The sequence below is a fragment of the Enterobacter wuhouensis genome (assembly GCF_035835995.1).
Lineage (GTDB): Bacteria > Pseudomonadota > Gammaproteobacteria > Enterobacterales > Enterobacteriaceae > Enterobacter > Enterobacter wuhouensis.
In genome coordinates this window covers 1,934,938-1,950,890 of sequence record NZ_CP142124.1, presented here as the reverse complement: position 1 = coordinate 1,950,890, position 15,953 = coordinate 1,934,938, and the positions used below count along the sequence as shown (strand labels likewise).

The following is a 15,953-nucleotide window of genomic DNA, read 5'->3' as shown; positions in this document are numbered from 1 at the left end:
CGCAATGTTTTCCGTTCCAGGAGAGACGACAATGCCCCCCTCTTTAACTGACGTCAGGTTTTTCGATGAAACGTGTTTCTCAACTGACCGCGCTGGCCCTGCTTTGCGGCCTCGCCTCATTTTCCTCTCTGGCGGCTGATATGCCCCATACCCTTACGCTGGCTCAGCTGCAAGCGCAACAGGGCGCTGCGATCGACACCCGTATCAGCGCCTATTACAACGGCTGGCCGCTAGCGCCCGGCGGAACCTCCGGGCATGAACCTGCCGCGCTGAACCTCTACGCCAGCTGGCTTAGCGCAATGAGCGACGAACAGATCTCTGGCTGGGCGAAGCAGCACCGGCTGACGCCGTCCTCAGCGCTCGCCCTGTATGGTAACGATGCAGACAACCGGGCGGTAAAAAACCGTCTGGAGAAAGCCGGATTCTCTCGTGTCTCGCTTCTCAGCGATGCCCTGCAGGCTCCGGACCGTTTGCAGCGGCTGGCGCATTTTGAACAGCTGGTCTATCCGCAGTGGATCTCCCGGCTGCAGCAGGGCAAGCCGGTAACCGCCGCGCCTGTGGGCGACTGGAAGGTCATTGAAGCCGCCTGGGGCGCGCCGAAGTTTTACCTGCTCAGCCATATTCCGGGCGCAGGCTATATCGACACCAACGAGGTCGAGAGCGAGCCGCTGTGGAACAAAGTTTCTGACAACAAGCTGAAGGCGCTGATGGCGAAGCACGGTATCCGCCACGATACCACCGTCATTCTGTACGGTCGCGACGTCTACGCCGCAGCGCGCGTGGCGCAGATTATGCTCTACGCGGGCGTGAAGGATGTCCGCATTCTCGACGGCGGCTGGAAAGCATGGTCCGACGCAAACCTGCCGGTCGAGCGCGGGATGCCAGCAGACGTGAAGCCTGCGCCTGATTTCGGCGCACCGATCCCCGGACAGCCGCAGCTGATGGTCGATATGGAGCAGGCGCGCGGCATGCTTCACCGCAAGGATGCTTCGCTGGTCAGCATCCGCTCGTGGCCGGAGTTTATCGGTGAAACCAGCGGCTACAGCTACATCAAGCCGAAAGGCGAAATTGCCGGAGCGCGCTGGGGCCACGCGGGCAGCGACGCCACGCACATGGAAGATTTCCATAACCCGGACGGCACCATGCGCAGCGCCGACGATATTGCCGCCATGTGGAAGACCTGGCACATTCTGCCGGAGCAGCACGTGGCGTTTTACTGCGGGACCGGCTGGCGCGCGTCAGAAACCTTTATGTACGCACGCGCCATGGGCTGGCAGAACGTCGCGGTCTATGACGGCGGCTGGTACGAATGGAGCAGCCACCCGCAGAACCCGGTATCCACCGGCGAACGCGGGCCCGAAAGTTCTCTCTAAGGGGTGAGCGACCTCAGCGTCACGTAACCGCTCCATATGCGCGTTGTGGTGGTCAGCCAGCACAGCGCGCCAAACGCCCACGCAAGCAGCGCGAAGTGCGCCGGAAACAGGCAGCACAGCACAAACAGCGCGATGGTCTCCGTTCCCTCCGTTAACCCGCCGATGTAGTAAAAGGACTTGTGCGCATAGCCGGGGTTATCGATGTTATGCTTCGCCGCCAGCGCCGCAAAGGCCAGAAAGCTGCTGCCGGTGCCGATAAACGCAAACAGCAGCCAGGCCGCGGCCAGCGCATTCTCTGCGGGTGCCGCCAGGGCAAAGCCAAACGGCACCAGGGCGTAGAACAGAAAGTCGAGCGCGATATCGAGAAAGCCCCCCGCGTCAGTCAGGCCTCTGCGCCGTGCGAGCGCGCCGTCCAGACCATCCAGCAGGCGGTTCAGGACAATCGCAATCAGCGCCGCCGGATACCAGCCCAGCGCCAGAAACGGCAGCGCAAGCACGCCGATAGCAAACCCGGTGAGGGTCAGTCCATCCGGCGAAATGCCGGGTTTATCCAGCACGGATGCCAGGCGGTTAAGGGCGGGCTTTAGGCGCGGGTGCAGGTGACGATCAAGCATGGGGTTTCTCTTTAAACGTGGCGCAAAGCCCCTGCGCGGGAATATCGAGCGCGGCGTTAAAGCGCGCGGAGAGATTCTGAAACGCAATCAGGGCCGTCATTTCGGTAATGGCGTTATCGGTAAAGTGGCGTTTGAGCCGTGCTTTTATGTCGTCATCCACCTGCGGCGGCGTGGCGGTGACCGCCTCGGCAAACGCCAGCGCGGCGCGTTCTTCATCGCTGAACAGCGTGCTCTGGTGCCAGCCGCTGACGGCCTGGACCTTATCCAGCGTTCCCGAGCGCTCGGCCAGCCGCAGGCTGTTGGCATCGATACAGAATGCGCAGTGGCACAGCTGCGAGACACGCGTCATCAGCAGCGAGCGCAACGCGGGGCTGAGGCGCGCCTGACGACGCTCCAGAAAGCCCACAAACAGCGCCACCAGCCAGAACAGACGCGGCATGCGCCCCCACCAGCGCGTAGGGTTAAGCACCGCGCCGAAGCGTTTTTTCTGCATAGCGGCAATCGGTTTTAGGCTGGACGGAAGGGTTTCGATGGGGTTAACCCAGGTGGATGTCTCTTTCACCTGATTCTCCTGATGGCTGGACTCTTTGAAAGGGCACGATACTATGTCTTTTTTTGCTATCAAGTATTGACGACCATGCTGAAAACACTCGATGTCGTTGCCGCCATCATCGAAAAAGACGACAACATCTTACTGGCACAGCGCCCTGCCCATGCCGATCAGCCCGGCATGTGGGAATTTGCGGGCGGGAAAGTCGAAGCCGGAGAAACCCAGCCCGAGGCCCTTATCCGCGAACTGCGTGAAGAGTTGGGTATTGAGGCGCAGCCCGCGCAATACGTCGCGAGCCACCAGCGCGAGGTGTCGCAGCGGTTAATCAACCTGCACGCCTGGCACGTTCCCGCGTTTAGCGGAAAACTGACGGCGCACTACCACAGCGCGCTGGTATGGTGTACGCCGGAAGAGGCGTTCGCCTACGACCTGGCCCCGGCGGATATTCCGCTGCTTGAAGCCTTTATTCTTTTACGCGACGCCAGACCAGCGGGTTCGTGCTGATGGTGCGTTCATCGCGCTGGCACTGGAGTAACACGCCGTCCGCTTTTACCACGGTCCCCTCCGAATAGTTCTGATCCTGATAGATGCAGCACTGGTTACAGGGCTGCGCGCGCTGGCCGCTGGAGCTAAACACCTCCGGCGGCACGTTCACTTCCACGTCCGGACGAATGCGATCGGCCTGAGCGCCTGCGGTAAACATCAAACATAACGCGGTCATCACGTAGCGGTTCATAGACTTATCTTCCTGTTGTGTCCTGATACTGACTATAACGGTAATCCAGGCCAGAACCTTTAATTTATCTCGTCATCGTTTTTTGTTATGACGCAACCCGGCTCATTAATTTCCCTTTCGCCCTGCATTTCTGCTTGCCTCGCAAAGCGGTGCGGGTGGTATAGTCAAAAAAACAACACAAAACATCTACGCATGATAAGAGGTTCTTACATCTATGGATCAGACACGCTCTCTGGAAAGTTTCCTTGCCCACGTTCAGCAGCGCGACCCGCACCAAAGCGAGTTTGCCCAGGCCGTACGTGAAGTCATGACCACCCTGTGGCCTTTCCTTGAAGAAAATCCGCGCTATCGTCAAATGTCCCTGCTTGAGCGTCTGGTTGAACCCGAGCGCGTCATCCAGTTCCGCGTGGCGTGGGTAGACGATCGCAACCAGGTGCAGGTCAACCGCGCGTGGCGCGTGCAGTTCAACTCTGCCATCGGCCCGTTTAAGGGCGGGATGCGTTTCCACCCCTCCGTAAACCTGTCGATCCTGAAATTCCTCGGCTTTGAGCAGACGTTCAAAAACGCCCTCACCACGCTGCCAATGGGCGGTGGCAAAGGCGGCAGCGATTTCGATCCAAAAGGCAAAAGCGAAGGCGAAGTGATGCGTTTCTGCCAGGCGCTGGTCACCGAACTGTATCGCCACCTCGGTCCGGACACCGATGTGCCTGCCGGTGATATCGGCGTGGGCGGTCGCGAAGTGGGCTTTATGGCCGGGATGATGAAAAAGCTCTCCAACAACAGCGCCTGCGTCTTTACCGGCAAAGGGCTGTCGTTTGGCGGGAGCCTGATCCGTCCGGAAGCCACCGGATACGGCCTGGTCTACTTTACCGAAGCGATGCTCAAGCGCCATGGTCTGAGCTTTGAGGGGATGCGCGTGGCGGTTTCCGGCTCCGGCAACGTGGCGCAGTACGCCATCGAAAAAGCGATGCAGTTTGGCGCCCGCGTGGTCACCGCCTCTGACTCCAGCGGCACCGTGGTGGATGAAGCCGGCTTTACGGCAGAAAAACTGGCGCGCCTGTGCGAAATCAAAGCCAGCCGCGACGGCCGCGTGGCGGATTACGCCCGCGAGTTTGGCCTGACCTATCTGGAAGGCAAACAGCCGTGGGCGGTGCCGGTGGACATTGCCCTGCCGTGTGCGACCCAGAACGAACTGGACGTGGAAGCCGCCCGCACGCTTATTGCCAACGGCGTGAAGGCGGTGGCGGAAGGGGCAAACATGCCAACCACCATTGAAGCGACCGACCTCTTCCTGGAGGCGGGCGTGCTGTTTGCGCCGGGTAAAGCGGCAAACGCAGGCGGCGTGGCAACCTCAGGCCTTGAGATGGCGCAAAACGCCGCGCGTATGGGCTGGAAGGCCGAGAAGGTGGATGCGCGTCTGCACCACATCATGCTGGATATTCATCATGCCTGCGTGGAGTACGGCGGTGAAGCGTCGCAGACCAACTACGTGCGCGGCGCGAATATCGCCGGGTTCGTGAAGGTAGCGGATGCGATGATTGGGCAGGGTGTGATTTAAGGTTTCGCTGCATTCTCGCCCCTGTAGGCCCGGTAAGCGTTAGCGCCACCGGGCTTTTTTCAGGCCGCAGCGCTGCTTTTCGCCGGGTGGCGGCTGCGCCTTACCCGGCCTACGGTTTAAGAGGCTGCCGCGCTCTTTCTCTTTTTAAAGGGTTTCTTCGCACCGCCACCGGGTGCAACCATCCCTCTGAACGTTTTCACCGGCGTGCTGCGCGCCTGATCGATCAGCTGGTAAAGCGTCCCGACCAGCGGCTGCATAAAGTCCTGGTAACGGCACTGCTTCTCGCTTATCTGCGTCAGTATCGACTCCCAGTGCGCGGTCATGTCAGGCCTGGCGGCCAGCTCCGGCAAGGAGTGAATTAACGCGCGCCCCGGATCGGTTGAGTGAATATAGCGCCCTTTTTTCTCCAGGAAACCGCGCTTGAACAGCAGCTCGATAATGCCTGCACGCGTCGCCTCGGTGCCCAGACCGTCGGTTGCACGGAGGATCTTCTTCAGATCTTTATCCTGCACAAAGCGGGCGATCCCGGTCATCGCCGAGAGCAGCGTCGCGTCGGTAAAGTGCCGCGGCGGCTGGGTCTGACGTTCCACCACCTCGCCCTTTTCGCACAGCAGCTCGTCGTCTTTGGCGACGACGGGCAGCGGCGTGCCGTCGTTCTCCTCGTCGCGCTCTTTATTGCCCAGCAGCGTGCGCCAGCCCGCTTCCGCAAGAAAACGCGCTTTGGCGACAAACTTGCCCTTGGCTATCTCAAGCTCAATGACGCATTTACGGAACACCGCATCGGGGCAGAACTGCATCAGGTACTGGCGGGCAACCAGGTTATAGACCTTCGCTTCGTTGTCGGTCAGGTTGACGCTGCTGGCGCGCGCCGTCGGGATAATCGCATGGTGGGCATCCACCTTTTTATCGTCCCAGCAGCGGTTATGGGTATCGGGATTAATCACCGACTGCGGCAGCAGATCCGGCGCGTGTACGCCGATGGCGTTCATCACCGAGTGGCGTCCGGCAAAGTGCTCTTCCGGCAGATAGCGGCTGTCAGAGCGCGGATAGGTGATGAGCTTATGGGTTTCATACAGCTTCTGGCAGATGTCCAGCACGTTCTGCGCGCTTAATCCAAACTTTTTGGCCGCCTCAATCTGCAGAGCAGAAAGCGAAAACGGCAGCGGCGCGGGTTCTGATTCCCGCTTATCGTTATAGCTGGTGACGATCGCGGGCTGGCCGGTAATGCGGTTCACGACGTGATCGGCAAGCGGACGATGAAGCAGCCGCCCCTCTTCATCCTGATAGGATTCACAGGCGTCGCTCGGCTGCCAGACGGCGGTAAAGCGCTCGTCTTTTGGCGTGACGATGTGCGCCTTCACTTCGAAGAAATCTTTGGCAACGAAGTTTTCAATCTCTTCGTCGCGACGCACCACCAGCCCCAGCACCGGCGTCTGCACGCGCCCCACTGAAAGTACGCCCTGATAGCCCGCGTTGCGCCCAAGAATGGTGTAGGCGCGGGTCATGTTGATGCCGTACAGCCAGTCGGCGCGGGCGCGGGCTAAAGCCGAGACGCACAGCGGAATAAACTCGCTGTTGGCGCGCAGGCGCGAAATCGCCCGCTCGACGGCCTGCGGGTTGAGGTCGTTGATCAGGCAGCGCTGCACCTGCTGGCGCTTTTCCGGCGCCAGCTCAAGATAGTCCAGCACCTCGTCCACCAGCAGCTGTCCTTCCCTGTCCGGGTCACCCGCGTGAACGATTTCGGCAGCCTCATGGAGGAAGCGCTTGATCACGTTGAGCTGTTTGGTAACCGAAGGACGGGGCTGCAGGCGCCATTTTTCCGGCACGATGGGCAGATCGTTCAGGTTCCAGCGGGCGTAGCGGCTGTCGTAGACGTCCGGCTGCGCCTGCTCAAGCAGATGACCTATGCACCAGGTGACCACCTGCCCGTTGCCGCATTCGATAAAGCCGTCGCCTTTGCGGTGCGGCTTAGGCAGCACGTCGGCGATGGCACGGGCCAGGCTCGGCTTTTCGGCAATAAACAACCGCATCGAATTAACGGATCTCAATCATCGGTCGGCCGCCGCGCGCGGTCACCAGCTCGCCGATGGCCGTCAGGGTAATACCAAACTCGGCGGCGGTCGCCTGAACCTCGGCTTCGGATTCCGGCGTGACCGCCAGCAGCAGGCCGCCGGACGTTTGCGGATCGCACAGCAGGTTGCGCCACTCCTCAGGCATTTCGCCCATCAGGTGACCGTAGCTGGCAAAGTTGCGCTGGGTGCCGCCCGGCACCGCGCCCTGGGCAATGTAGTCCTCAACGCCCGGCAGCTTCGGCACGTCCTGATACCAGACCTGCGCCTGCACGCCCGCGCCCTGACACACTTCACTCAGGTGGCCCAGCAGACCAAAACCGGTGACGTCGGTCATTGCCTTCACGCCGTCGATATTGGCGAATGCCGCACCGGCGAGGTTCATCTGGCACATCACTTCCGTTGCCAGGCCTTTGTGCTCAGGTTTCAGCAGGGATTTTTTCTCGGCGGTTGTCAGCACGCCAATACCCAGCGGCTTGGTAAGGAACAATTTGCAGCCGGCCTGCGCGGTGCTGTTGCGCTTCACGCGCTCGGTAGGCACCACGCCCGTCACCGCCAGGCCAAAAATAGGCTCTGGCGCATCAATGGAGTGACCGCCGGCCAGGGCAATACCCGCCTGCTGGCAGGCAAAGCGCCCGCCTTCAATGACGTCGCGGGCAATTTCCGGCGGGATGGTGTTGATCGGCCAGCCCAGAATCGCGATCGCCATGATCGGCTTACCGCCCATCGCGAAGATATCGCTGATGGCGTTAGTGGCCGCAATGCGCCCAAAGTCGAACGGGTTGTCGACAATCGGCATAAAGAAGTCGGTGGTGCTGATAATGCTGGTGCCGTTACCTAAGTCATAAACCGCCGCATCGTCACGCGTTTCGTTACCGACAAGCAGGTTCGGGTCGACAAACTTCGCCTGTTCGCTGTGCAGGATGGTTTCCAGCACCTTCGGGGAAATTTTACAACCGCAACCGGCTCCGTGGCTGTACTGCGTTAAACGAATGGTTTGCTCGCTCATGGACGTCTCCTGTCATCTCAATCGCGCTATGGTAGCGCTCATTCCATAAAGAGGTAAGTATGACTGTCTGAATTCTGCGGCGGATGCTCAGAATCCAGACAGTTTAGCGTGCGTTATCAGAAACGGCTGACGAAAGGCGTGGTATCCGGCACGCTGATGGTGCTGGAAGCTTTGAGCTGCGGCGTGCCGAGATAGAGGAACCCAACGATTTTATCGTGCTCGCCGCAGGATAAACCGTCGCGTACCGCCGGGCTGTCGGTCAGCGGGCCGGTGCGCCAGATGCCGTTGAATCCCTGCGCGACGGCGGCCATCTGCATCGCCATTACCGCGCAGCCTGCGGACATCTCCTGCTCCCAGACCGGCACTTTATGGTCGGGCTGGCATTTTGCGACGACGGCGATAATCATCGGCGCGCGGAACGGCGCGTTACGCGCTTTCTCAATGCCTTTCTCATCCTGACCGGCCGCAACGGAGCCCTGCTCCAGCAGCGCGCTAAAGCGCTCGCGGCCTTCCCCTTCAATAATAAAGAAGTGCCACGGCTGAAGCGTGCCGTGATCCGGCGCACGCAGACCGGCACGCAGAATGTTTTCCAGCTGCTCGCCCGCAGGTGCCGGTTCAGCCAGACGTGAAGCGCTACGACGGTTAACAAGCAGTTCGAGTGCGTCCATTGATTAACTCCAGTCTTGAAATTTACTCACAAAATTAACACGACAGCAGATTTTGTTACAGCGCGGCAGGCGATTCCTGCTGACAAGTGGCGGTTGGGTCATTACGATAAGCCAACATTACCGTCCGTGGCGGCGGAAACAGTCATTTTCTGGTTAGGGAGAATACATGCGAACCCTTTGGCGAATCTTTGCCGGTTTCTTTAAATGGACGTGGCGACTGCTCAACTTCGTCCGCAACCTGGTGATGAACATCTTCTTCATCTTCCTGGTGCTGGTATGCGTTGGCGTATGGATGCACATCAGCAACGCCAATCAGTCTCAGCATTCGACCCGCGGGGCGCTGCTGCTCGACATCACCGGCGTCATTGTTGATAAGCCCTCCACCAGCAATCGTCTGGGCGTGATTGGCCGCCAGCTGTTTGGCGCAACGTCCGATCGCCTGCAGGAAAACTCCCTGTTCGATATTGTCGATAGCATTCGTCAGGCGAAAGACGATCGCAACATTACCGGTATCGTGTTGGATCTGAAAGACTTTGCCGGCGGCGATCAGCCGTCAATGCAGTACATCGGTAAAGCGCTGCGCGAGTTCCGCGACAGCGGCAAGCCGGTAATTGCCGTGGGCGACAGCTACAGCCAGGGGCAATATTATCTGGCGAGCTTCGCGAATAAGATCTGGCTTTCACCGCAGGGCACCGTCGATTTACATGGCTTTGCGACGAACGGCCTGTACTACAAATCTCTGCTCGACAAGCTGAAGGTGAGCACCCACGTCTTCCGCGTCGGCACCTATAAATCCGCCGTTGAGCCGTTTATCCGTGACGATATGTCCCCTGCCGCCCGTGAGGCGGACAGCCGCTGGATTGGCGAACTGTGGCAGAACTATCTGGGCACCGTTGCGGCCAATCGTCAAATTACGGCTGAACAGGTCTTCCCGGGCGCGCGCGGCGTGCTGGACGGCCTGCGTAAGGTTGACGGCGACACGGCGAAATATGCCCTTGATAACAAGCTGGTCGATGCCCTGGGCACCAGCGCGGATATCGAGAAATCGCTGACCAAACAGTTTGGCTGGAGCAAAGAGGATAAAAACTACAGCGCCATCAGCATGTACGACTACACGACGAAAAAACCGGACGACAGCGGAAATAGCGTAGCGGTGGTCTTTGCCAACGGCGCCATCATGGACGGCCAGGAAACGCCGGGTAACGTGGGCGGCGATACGACCGCATCGCAGATCCGCGATGCGCGCCTGGATCCAAAAGTGAAAGCCATTGTTCTGCGCGTAAACAGCCCTGGCGGAAGCGTTAGCGCCTCCGAAGTGATCCGCGCTGAACTGGCAGCAGCCCGCGCCGCCGGCAAGCCGGTTGTGGTGTCGATGGGCGGTATGGCCGCATCGGGCGGGTATTGGATCTCCACGCCAGCGAACTACATTGTGGCCAGCCCAAGCACGCTCACCGGCTCGATTGGCATCTTTGGCGTCATCAACACCGTCGAAAACAGCCTGGACTCCCTGGGCGTGCATACTGACGGCGTGGCCACCTCGCCGCTGGCAGACGTGTCGATCACCAAATCACTGCCGCCGGAAGTGTCGGAGATGATGCAGCTCAGCATTGAGAACGGCTACAAGCGCTTTATCAACCTGGTTGCTGACTCGCGTAAAAAGACGCCTCAGCAAATCGATGAGATTGCTCAGGGCCACGTCTGGACCGGGCAGGATGCGAAAAGCAATGGCCTGGTGGACAGCCTGGGTGACTTTGACGACGCGGTGAAGAAGGCGGCCGAGCTGGCTAAGCTTAAGCAGTGGCACGTTGAGTATTATCAGGACGAGCCGTCGTTCTTTGATATGGTCATGGACAGCATGTCCGGCTCCGTCCGCGCGATGCTGCCGGAGGCGATGCAGGCTTATCTACCTGCACCGGTCGCTACCGCCGCAAAAGCAATGAAAGCCGAGAGCGACAAGCTGGCCACCTTTAACGATCCGCAAAGCCGTTACGCATTTTGCCTGACCTGCGCTAACGTCCGTTAAAAACCGTCCCCTCTTCCCGCAAGAGGGGATTTTTTCTTTTGAAGAACAAGAACTCACTACCATGCAGAAGAAATCGATTTATGTAGCCTACACCGGCGGTACTATCGGTATGCAGCGCTCTGAGAATGGCTATATTCCCGTCTCCGGCCACCTGCAGCGTCAGCTGGCGCTGATGCCTGAATTCCACCGTCCGGAAATGCCCGACTTTACGATCCACGAGTACGACCCGCTGATGGACTCCTCCGACATGACGCCGGAAGACTGGCAGCATATTGCGGATGACATCAAAGCCAATTACGACAAATACGACGGTTTCGTGATCCTGCACGGTACCGACACCATGGCGTTTACCGCCTCGGCCCTCTCCTTCATGCTGGAGAATTTGAGCAAGCCCGTTATCGTCACCGGCTCGCAGATCCCGCTGGCGGAGCTGCGCTCCGACGGGCAAATCAACCTGCTCAACTCCCTGTACGTGGCGGCCAACTACCCGATCAGCGAAGTGTCGCTGTTCTTCAACAACCGTCTGTATCGCGGCAACCGCACCACTAAAGCCCATGCCGACGGTTTTGACGCCTTCGCGTCCCCTAACCTGCAGCCGCTGCTGGAGGCCGGTATTCACATCCGTCGTCTGGGCACGCCGCCTGCGCCGAACACCGCCGGCGAGCTGATTGTGCATCCGATCACCCCGCAGCCGATTGGCGTGGTCACGATTTATCCAGGCATCTCCGCCGACGTGGTGCGCAACTTCCTGCGCCAGCCGGTGAAGGCGCTGATTTTACGCTCCTACGGCGTCGGCAATGCGCCGCAGAACGGCGAGTTCCTGAAGGAGCTTCAGGAAGCGAGCGACCGCGGGATCGTCGTGGTTAACCTGACGCAGTGTATGTCCGGCAAGGTTAATATGGGCGGCTATGCTACCGGCAATGCCCTGGCGCACGCGGGAGTGATCAGCGGCTTTGATATGACCGTTGAAGCGACGCTGACTAAACTTCACTATTTACTGAGTCAGGATCTGGACATTCAGTCCATTCGCCGCGCGATGATGCAAAACCTGCGCGGCGAACTGACCCCGGACGAATAAGGAGCTCTCATGAAGCAACGCGCCCTGTTATTGGTCGATTTGCAAAATGATTTCTGCGCGGGCGGCGCGCTGGCCGTCGCGGAAGGCGACAGTACCGTAGACGTGGCGAATACGCTGATCGACTGGTGTAAAGCCCGCGGCGAGGCGGTTGTCGCCAGCCAGGACTGGCATCCGGCCAACCACGGCAGCTTTGCCAGCCAGCACAACGTCGACCCTTTCACTCAGGGGGATCTCGACGGGCTGGCGCAAACCTTCTGGCCCGATCACTGCGTCCAGCAGACGGAAGGCGCGGAGCTGCATCCGCTGCTGAACCAAAAGGCTATCGACGCGGTGTTTCACAAGGGTGAAAACCCGGCAATAGACAGCTATAGCGCGTTTTTCGATAACGGGCATCGGCAGAAAACAGCGCTGGACGAATGGTTACGCCACCATGAAATTACCGAGCTGCTTGTGCTGGGCCTGGCGACGGATTACTGCGTGAAGTTTACCGTACTCGATGCCCTCCAGTTGGGTTACGCCGTGAGCGTCATTACCGACGGGTGTCGCGGCGTGAACATTCAGCCGCAGGACAGCGCGCAGGCGTTTATGGACATGGCCGCCGAGGGTGCGACGCTGTATACCCTCGAAGACTGGCTTGAGACGCAGGCGTAAGCCTTTTTAGCCGGGTGGCGGCTGCGCCTTACCCGGCGTACCCTTCCCCGTAGGCCGGGTAAGGCGCAGCCGCCACCCGGCAATCCTCCCCTCGGATCACCCATAAAGTGAACTCCTTCGCATCTCAAGCGAAGCGGCAATGCTATTCTCTTCAGGCTGTTTTTTCGCCACGCTTTTTCTGTGGCGTGGTCACTTTTATTAAGTCAAAGAGGAACGTGTATGAAACGTTTGCCATTACTGGCAGCATTGCCGCTGCTTTGCGCTTCACTTGCCTCCGCCAGTACCCTGATGTCCGTGGGCTACTTCAACGGGGGTGGCGATGTCACCGCCGGTCCGGGCGGAGACATTAACAAACTCGACGTCCGCCAGATCACCCACCTGAACTACTCGTTTGGCCTTGTCTATAACGATGAGAAAGACGAAACCAACGCCGCGCTGAAAGATCCGGCAAAGCTGCATCAAATCTGGCTGTCGCCAAAAGTCGCGTCCGACCTCGCGTTAATTCCTGTCCTGCGTAAACAGAACCCGAACCTCAAGGTGCTGCTTTCCGTTGGCGGCTGGGGAGCGCGCGGTTTCTCTGGCGCAGCAGCAACGAAGGAGTCGCGTGCGGTGTTTATCCGCTCAGCGCAGGAAATTGTCGATAAATATGGCCTGGACGGAATCGACCTCGACTGGGAGTTCCCGGTGAACGGCGCGTGGGGGCTGGTCGCCAGCACGCATGCCGATCGGGATAACTTCACCGCCCTGCTCAAAGAGCTGCGCGACGCCTTCGGACATAAGAAGCTGGTCACCATTGCCGTGGGCGCGAATGCGGAAAGTCCGAAAAGCTGGGTAGACGTGAAGGCGATCGCCCCGCTGCTCGACTATATCAACCTGATGACCTACGACATGGCGTACGGAACGCAGTACTTCAACGCCAACCTGTATGACTCCAGCGCCTGGCCAACGGTGGCCGTTGCCGATAAATACAGCGTCGATTTTGTGGTGAATAACTATCTTGCTGCCGGCCTGAAGCCAGAGCAGATGAACCTCGGGATGGGTTTCTATGGCCGCGTGCCGAAGCGTTCCGTGGAGCCGGGCATTGACTGGACAAAACCGGATGCGCAGAAAAACCCGGTAACGCAACCCTACTTCGGCCCGCAGGAGATCGGTTTGTTCAAGTCGCTCGGGTATGACCTGACCAAAGATACGTACGTGAAGTACAACGATATCGTCAAAAAGCTGCTGAACGATCCGCAGAAGCGCTTTACCGAGCACTGGGACGACCAGGCGAAAGTGCCGTGGCTTTCGGTGAAGTCCGCCGACGGCAAAGCGCTGTTCGCCATTTCGTATGAGAATCCACGCTCAATCGCGATTAAGGCGGATTACATCAAGGAGAAAGGACTTGCTGGCGCGATGTTCTGGGAGTACGGGGCTGATGACAACAATAAGTTAGCGAAACAGCTGGCGGAGTCACTCGGGATCCCGCATAAGTAGTAAGATAATCAAGCCCTCTCCCCCTGGGAGAGGGTTGGGTGAGGGCATCAACCCGCACCGTTATTGCATTTTCATCGTCGCAATCGGCTTTGGCGTAATGCCAAACTCTTCCTTCAGCTCGCGCTTGCTCTTCATCACCATCTGCCCCTGGGTGTCGATCGTCATGTGCTGTGCGTCAGTGTTGTTGCGCGCCTGCCATAACATGACCAGCTGCAGGCTGTTCTCTTTTTGCTCGGGCGTCAACGCAACGCCATCGGGCCATTTTCCCAGCTCAACGGCCGTCACCAGACGCTGGTAAACCTCCGGCGTCATGCCCGCAATCATGTCATCAATATTCATGATATCTCCCTTTCAAAGGAATAATTTGCTGAATCGTTTTTTCAACCTTTGGTCTGGTCGCCGTTTTCATCGTCGGTGAAGCTCATGGAGGCTGAATTTACGCAGAAACGCTCGCCGGTAGGCTGCGGGCCGTCCGGGAACACGTGGCCGAGGTGTGCATCACAGTTTCCGCAACGGATTTCGGTACGCACCATGCCGTGCGACGAGTCGGTCAGATAACGGATCGCGTCATCGCTAACCGGCTCATAAAAGCTCGGCCAGCCGCAGCCAGAATCGTATTTTGTCTGCGAATTAAACAGTGGCGCATCGCACACCAGGCAATGGTAGACACCGTCTCGCTTGTTATGCAGCAAACGCCCGGTAAATGGCGGTTCCGTACCGTGATTCTGCGTCACGTAAAACTGCATTTCTGAAAGGTTTTTTTTCAAATCATCGGGGTTACGTTGGTTCGACATATGCTTACATCTCGCTGTAGAAACAGACATCTTTTAACCCGGATTCTAACAAAACATTAACACCCTTGCGTACACTTTTGTTCTAAACTTATGTGTCGCGAAAAGGCGGTCAGGCAATTGTGATCTATTTCACACTTTTATCCTGAGAGGCCTTTAAAATTCCGGGCGCAGCCCCCATGTGGTTGCTAGCTCAAAGGGAAAGTGAGGCGAGTCAGTCGCACAAACGTTAGTCACAGGATTGATTTGTCGCAATGATTGACACGATTCCGCTTGACGCTGCGTAAGGTTTTTGTAATTTTACAGGCAACCTTTTATTCACTAACAAATAGCTGGTGGAATATATGACTATCAAAGTAGGTATCAACGGTTTTGGCCGTATCGGCCGTATTGTTTTCCGTGCTGCTCAGGAACGTTCTGACATCGAAATCGTTGGTATCAACGATCTCCTGGACGCTGAATACATGGCGTACATGCTGAAGTACGACTCAACTCACGGTCGTTTCAACGGCACCGTTGAAGTGAAAGACGGCCACCTGGTTGTTAACGGCAAAACCATCCGCGTTACTGCTGAAAAAGACCCAGCTAACCTGAAATGGAACGAAATCGGTGTTGACGTTGTTGCTGAAGCAACCGGTATCTTCCTGACCGACGAAACCGCGCGTAAACACATCACCGCGGGTGCGAAAAAAGTTGTTCTGACTGGTCCATCCAAAGACAACACCCCAATGTTCGTTCGTGGTGCTAACTTCGAAACTTACGCTGGCCAGGATATCGTTTCTAACGCATCCTGCACCACCAACTGCCTGGCACCACTGGCTAAAGTTATCAACGACAACTTCGGTATCGTTGAAGGCCTGATGACCACCGTTCACGCAACTACCGCTACTCAGAAAACCGTTGATGGCCCGTCTCACAAAGACTGGCGCGGCGGCCGTGGCGCAGCTCAGAACATCATCCCATCTTCTACCGGTGCTGCTAAAGCTGTAGGTAAAGTACTGCCAGAACTGAATGGCAAACTGACGGGTATGGCGTTCCGCGTTCCAACTCCTAACGTGTCCGTTGTTGACCTGACCGTTCGTCTGGAAAAAGCTGCTTCTTATGAAGAAATTAAGAAAGCAATCAAAGCTGCTTCCGAAGGCGCAATGAAAGGCGTTCTGGGCTACACCGAAGACGACGTTGTTTCTACCGACTTCAACGGCGAAGTGTGCACTTCCGTGTTCGATGCTAAAGCTGGTATCGCGCTGAACGACAACTTCGTTAAACTGGTTTCCTGGTACGACAACGAAACCGGCTACTCTAACAAAGTACTGGACCTGATCGCTCACATCTCCAAATAAGTTGAGATGAGAACCTG

The 15,953-nt window shown here is 58.0% G+C and carries 16 protein-coding genes; 8 read left to right on the top strand and 8 right to left on the bottom strand.

All coding sequences use genetic code 11. From position 1 onward, the window contains the following. Positions 1-65: 65 nt before the first annotated feature. A complete protein-coding gene (locus tag VPX56_RS09310) occupies positions 66-1,373 on the top strand; it encodes a sulfurtransferase (RefSeq protein WP_326471294.1) in 1,308 nt (435 codons plus the stop codon). Here VPX56_RS09310 and VPX56_RS09305 read toward each other — a convergent pair. Beyond that, positions 1,370-1,987: a CDP-alcohol phosphatidyltransferase family protein gene (locus tag VPX56_RS09305; RefSeq protein WP_326471292.1), complete on the bottom strand. Its 618-nt coding sequence runs from the start codon at positions 1,985-1,987 to the stop codon at positions 1,370-1,372. The genes VPX56_RS09310 and VPX56_RS09305 overlap by 4 nt on opposite strands. Beyond that, positions 1,980-2,549, bottom strand: a complete 570-nt coding sequence (locus tag VPX56_RS09300; RefSeq protein WP_326471290.1) for a carboxymuconolactone decarboxylase family protein — start codon at positions 2,547-2,549, stop codon at positions 1,980-1,982. The genes VPX56_RS09305 and VPX56_RS09300 overlap by 8 nt, the downstream gene beginning before the upstream one ends. Positions 2,550-2,624: 75 nt before the next feature. On the opposite strand from VPX56_RS09300, the gene VPX56_RS09295 reads away from it, so the two are divergent. Continuing rightward, positions 2,625-3,041 carry a pyrimidine (deoxy)nucleoside triphosphate diphosphatase gene (locus tag VPX56_RS09295; protein WP_131634361.1) on the top strand — a complete coding sequence of 139 codons (417 nt, stop codon included), beginning with the start codon at positions 2,625-2,627 and terminating at the stop codon, positions 3,039-3,041. Here the strand turns inward: VPX56_RS09295 and VPX56_RS09290 are convergent. Next, positions 3,001-3,273, bottom strand: coding sequence for a YnjH family protein (locus VPX56_RS09290; protein ID WP_326471287.1), 273 nt, complete (start codon positions 3,271-3,273; stop codon positions 3,001-3,003). The two genes, VPX56_RS09295 and VPX56_RS09290, sit on opposite strands and share 41 nt — an antisense overlap. 214 nt (positions 3,274-3,487) lie before the next feature. Between VPX56_RS09290 and gdhA the strand changes: the two genes are divergently transcribed. Further along, positions 3,488-4,831, top strand: a complete 1,344-nt coding sequence (gdhA, locus tag VPX56_RS09285; protein ID WP_131634359.1) for an NADP-specific glutamate dehydrogenase — start codon at positions 3,488-3,490, stop codon at positions 4,829-4,831. Between the two features lie 116 nt (positions 4,832-4,947). Here gdhA and VPX56_RS09280 read toward each other — a convergent pair whose 3' ends face one another. The 3 genes from VPX56_RS09280 to VPX56_RS09270 all read right to left on the bottom strand — a co-directional run bounded on the left by VPX56_RS09280 (position 4,948) and on the right by VPX56_RS09270 (position 8,577). Further along, on the bottom strand, positions 4,948-6,861 hold the full coding sequence (locus VPX56_RS09280; protein WP_326471285.1) for a DNA topoisomerase III: 1,914 nt from the start codon (positions 6,859-6,861) through the stop codon (positions 4,948-4,950). Positions 6,862-6,865: 4 nt separating this feature from the next. Further along, complete coding sequence (gene selD, locus VPX56_RS09275) at positions 6,866-7,909, bottom strand: selenide, water dikinase SelD (RefSeq protein ID WP_131634357.1); 1,044 nt, start codon at positions 7,907-7,909, stop codon at positions 6,866-6,868. Positions 7,910-8,025: 116 nt separating this feature from the next. After that, entirely contained in the window at positions 8,026-8,577 is a 552-nt protein-coding gene (locus tag VPX56_RS09270) for an NAD(P)H nitroreductase (RefSeq protein WP_326471282.1), read from the bottom strand. Positions 8,578-8,743: 166 nt separating this feature from the next. Here VPX56_RS09270 and sppA point away from each other — a divergent pair, with 166 nt between their 5' ends. The 4 genes from sppA (at position 8,744) to VPX56_RS09250 (ending at position 13,805) form a co-directional block, all read left to right on the top strand. Then, positions 8,744-10,600, top strand: coding sequence for a signal peptide peptidase SppA (sppA, locus tag VPX56_RS09265; protein WP_131634355.1), 1,857 nt, complete (start codon positions 8,744-8,746; stop codon positions 10,598-10,600). A 61-nt stretch (positions 10,601-10,661) separates the two neighbouring features. Further along, positions 10,662-11,678: an asparaginase gene (gene ansA, locus VPX56_RS09260; protein WP_263609284.1), complete on the top strand. Its 1,017-nt coding sequence runs from the start codon at positions 10,662-10,664 to the stop codon at positions 11,676-11,678. A gap of 9 nt (positions 11,679-11,687) precedes the next feature. Next, complete coding sequence (gene pncA / locus VPX56_RS09255) at positions 11,688-12,329, top strand: bifunctional nicotinamidase/pyrazinamidase (protein ID WP_326471279.1); 642 nt, start codon at positions 11,688-11,690, stop codon at positions 12,327-12,329. 219 nt (positions 12,330-12,548) lie between these two features. Further along, positions 12,549-13,805 (top strand): chitinase ChiD, encoded by a 1,257-nt coding sequence (locus tag VPX56_RS09250; protein WP_326471277.1) that lies wholly within the window; start codon positions 12,549-12,551, stop codon positions 13,803-13,805. 60 nt (positions 13,806-13,865) lie between these two features. Here VPX56_RS09250 and VPX56_RS09245 read toward each other — a convergent pair whose 3' ends face one another. Then, the gene (locus VPX56_RS09245; RefSeq protein WP_131634351.1) at positions 13,866-14,144 is read right to left on the bottom strand and encodes a YeaC family protein; all 279 of its coding nucleotides are present in this window, start codon (positions 14,142-14,144) and stop codon (positions 13,866-13,868) included. Between the two features lie 41 nt (positions 14,145-14,185). Then, positions 14,186-14,599 (bottom strand): peptide-methionine (R)-S-oxide reductase MsrB, encoded by a 414-nt coding sequence (gene msrB / locus VPX56_RS09240; RefSeq protein WP_131634350.1) that lies wholly within the window; start codon positions 14,597-14,599, stop codon positions 14,186-14,188. A gap of 341 nt (positions 14,600-14,940) precedes the next feature. Between msrB and gapA the strand changes: the two genes are divergently transcribed. Further along, positions 14,941-15,936, top strand: coding sequence for a glyceraldehyde-3-phosphate dehydrogenase (gene gapA, locus VPX56_RS09235; protein ID WP_006174810.1), 996 nt, complete (start codon positions 14,941-14,943; stop codon positions 15,934-15,936). Positions 15,937-15,953: the final 17 nt, after the last annotated feature.

Excerpts from the sequence above, each read along its gene's own strand:
- VPX56_RS09280 (WP_326471285.1), bottom strand. The coding sequence starts at position 6,861 with ATGCGGTTGTTTATTGCCGAAAAGCCGAGCCTGGCCCGTGCCATCGCC.
- VPX56_RS09245 (WP_131634351.1), bottom strand. The coding sequence starts at position 14,144 with ATGAATATTGATGACATGATTGCGGGCATGACGCCGGAGGTTTACCAG.
- VPX56_RS09305 (WP_326471292.1), bottom strand. The coding sequence starts at position 1,987 with ATGCTTGATCGTCACCTGCACCCGCGCCTAAAGCCCGCCCTTAACCGC.
- msrB (WP_131634350.1), bottom strand. The coding sequence starts at position 14,599 with ATGTCGAACCAACGTAACCCCGATGATTTGAAAAAAAACCTTTCAGAA.
- VPX56_RS09250 (WP_326471277.1), top strand. The coding sequence starts at position 12,549 with ATGAAACGTTTGCCATTACTGGCAGCATTGCCGCTGCTTTGCGCTTCA.
- ansA (WP_263609284.1), top strand. The coding sequence starts at position 10,662 with ATGCAGAAGAAATCGATTTATGTAGCCTACACCGGCGGTACTATCGGT.
- VPX56_RS09290 (WP_326471287.1), bottom strand. The coding sequence starts at position 3,273 with ATGAACCGCTACGTGATGACCGCGTTATGTTTGATGTTTACCGCAGGC.
- pncA (WP_326471279.1), top strand. The coding sequence starts at position 11,688 with ATGAAGCAACGCGCCCTGTTATTGGTCGATTTGCAAAATGATTTCTGC.
- VPX56_RS09310 (WP_326471294.1), top strand. The coding sequence starts at position 66 with ATGAAACGTGTTTCTCAACTGACCGCGCTGGCCCTGCTTTGCGGCCTC.
- gdhA (WP_131634359.1), top strand. The coding sequence starts at position 3,488 with ATGGATCAGACACGCTCTCTGGAAAGTTTCCTTGCCCACGTTCAGCAG.
- selD (WP_131634357.1), bottom strand. The coding sequence starts at position 7,909 with ATGAGCGAGCAAACCATTCGTTTAACGCAGTACAGCCACGGAGCCGGT.
- gapA (WP_006174810.1), top strand. The coding sequence starts at position 14,941 with ATGACTATCAAAGTAGGTATCAACGGTTTTGGCCGTATCGGCCGTATT.
- VPX56_RS09295 (WP_131634361.1), top strand. The coding sequence starts at position 2,625 with ATGCTGAAAACACTCGATGTCGTTGCCGCCATCATCGAAAAAGACGAC.
- VPX56_RS09270 (WP_326471282.1), bottom strand. The coding sequence starts at position 8,577 with ATGGACGCACTCGAACTGCTTGTTAACCGTCGTAGCGCTTCACGTCTG.
- sppA (WP_131634355.1), top strand. The coding sequence starts at position 8,744 with ATGCGAACCCTTTGGCGAATCTTTGCCGGTTTCTTTAAATGGACGTGG.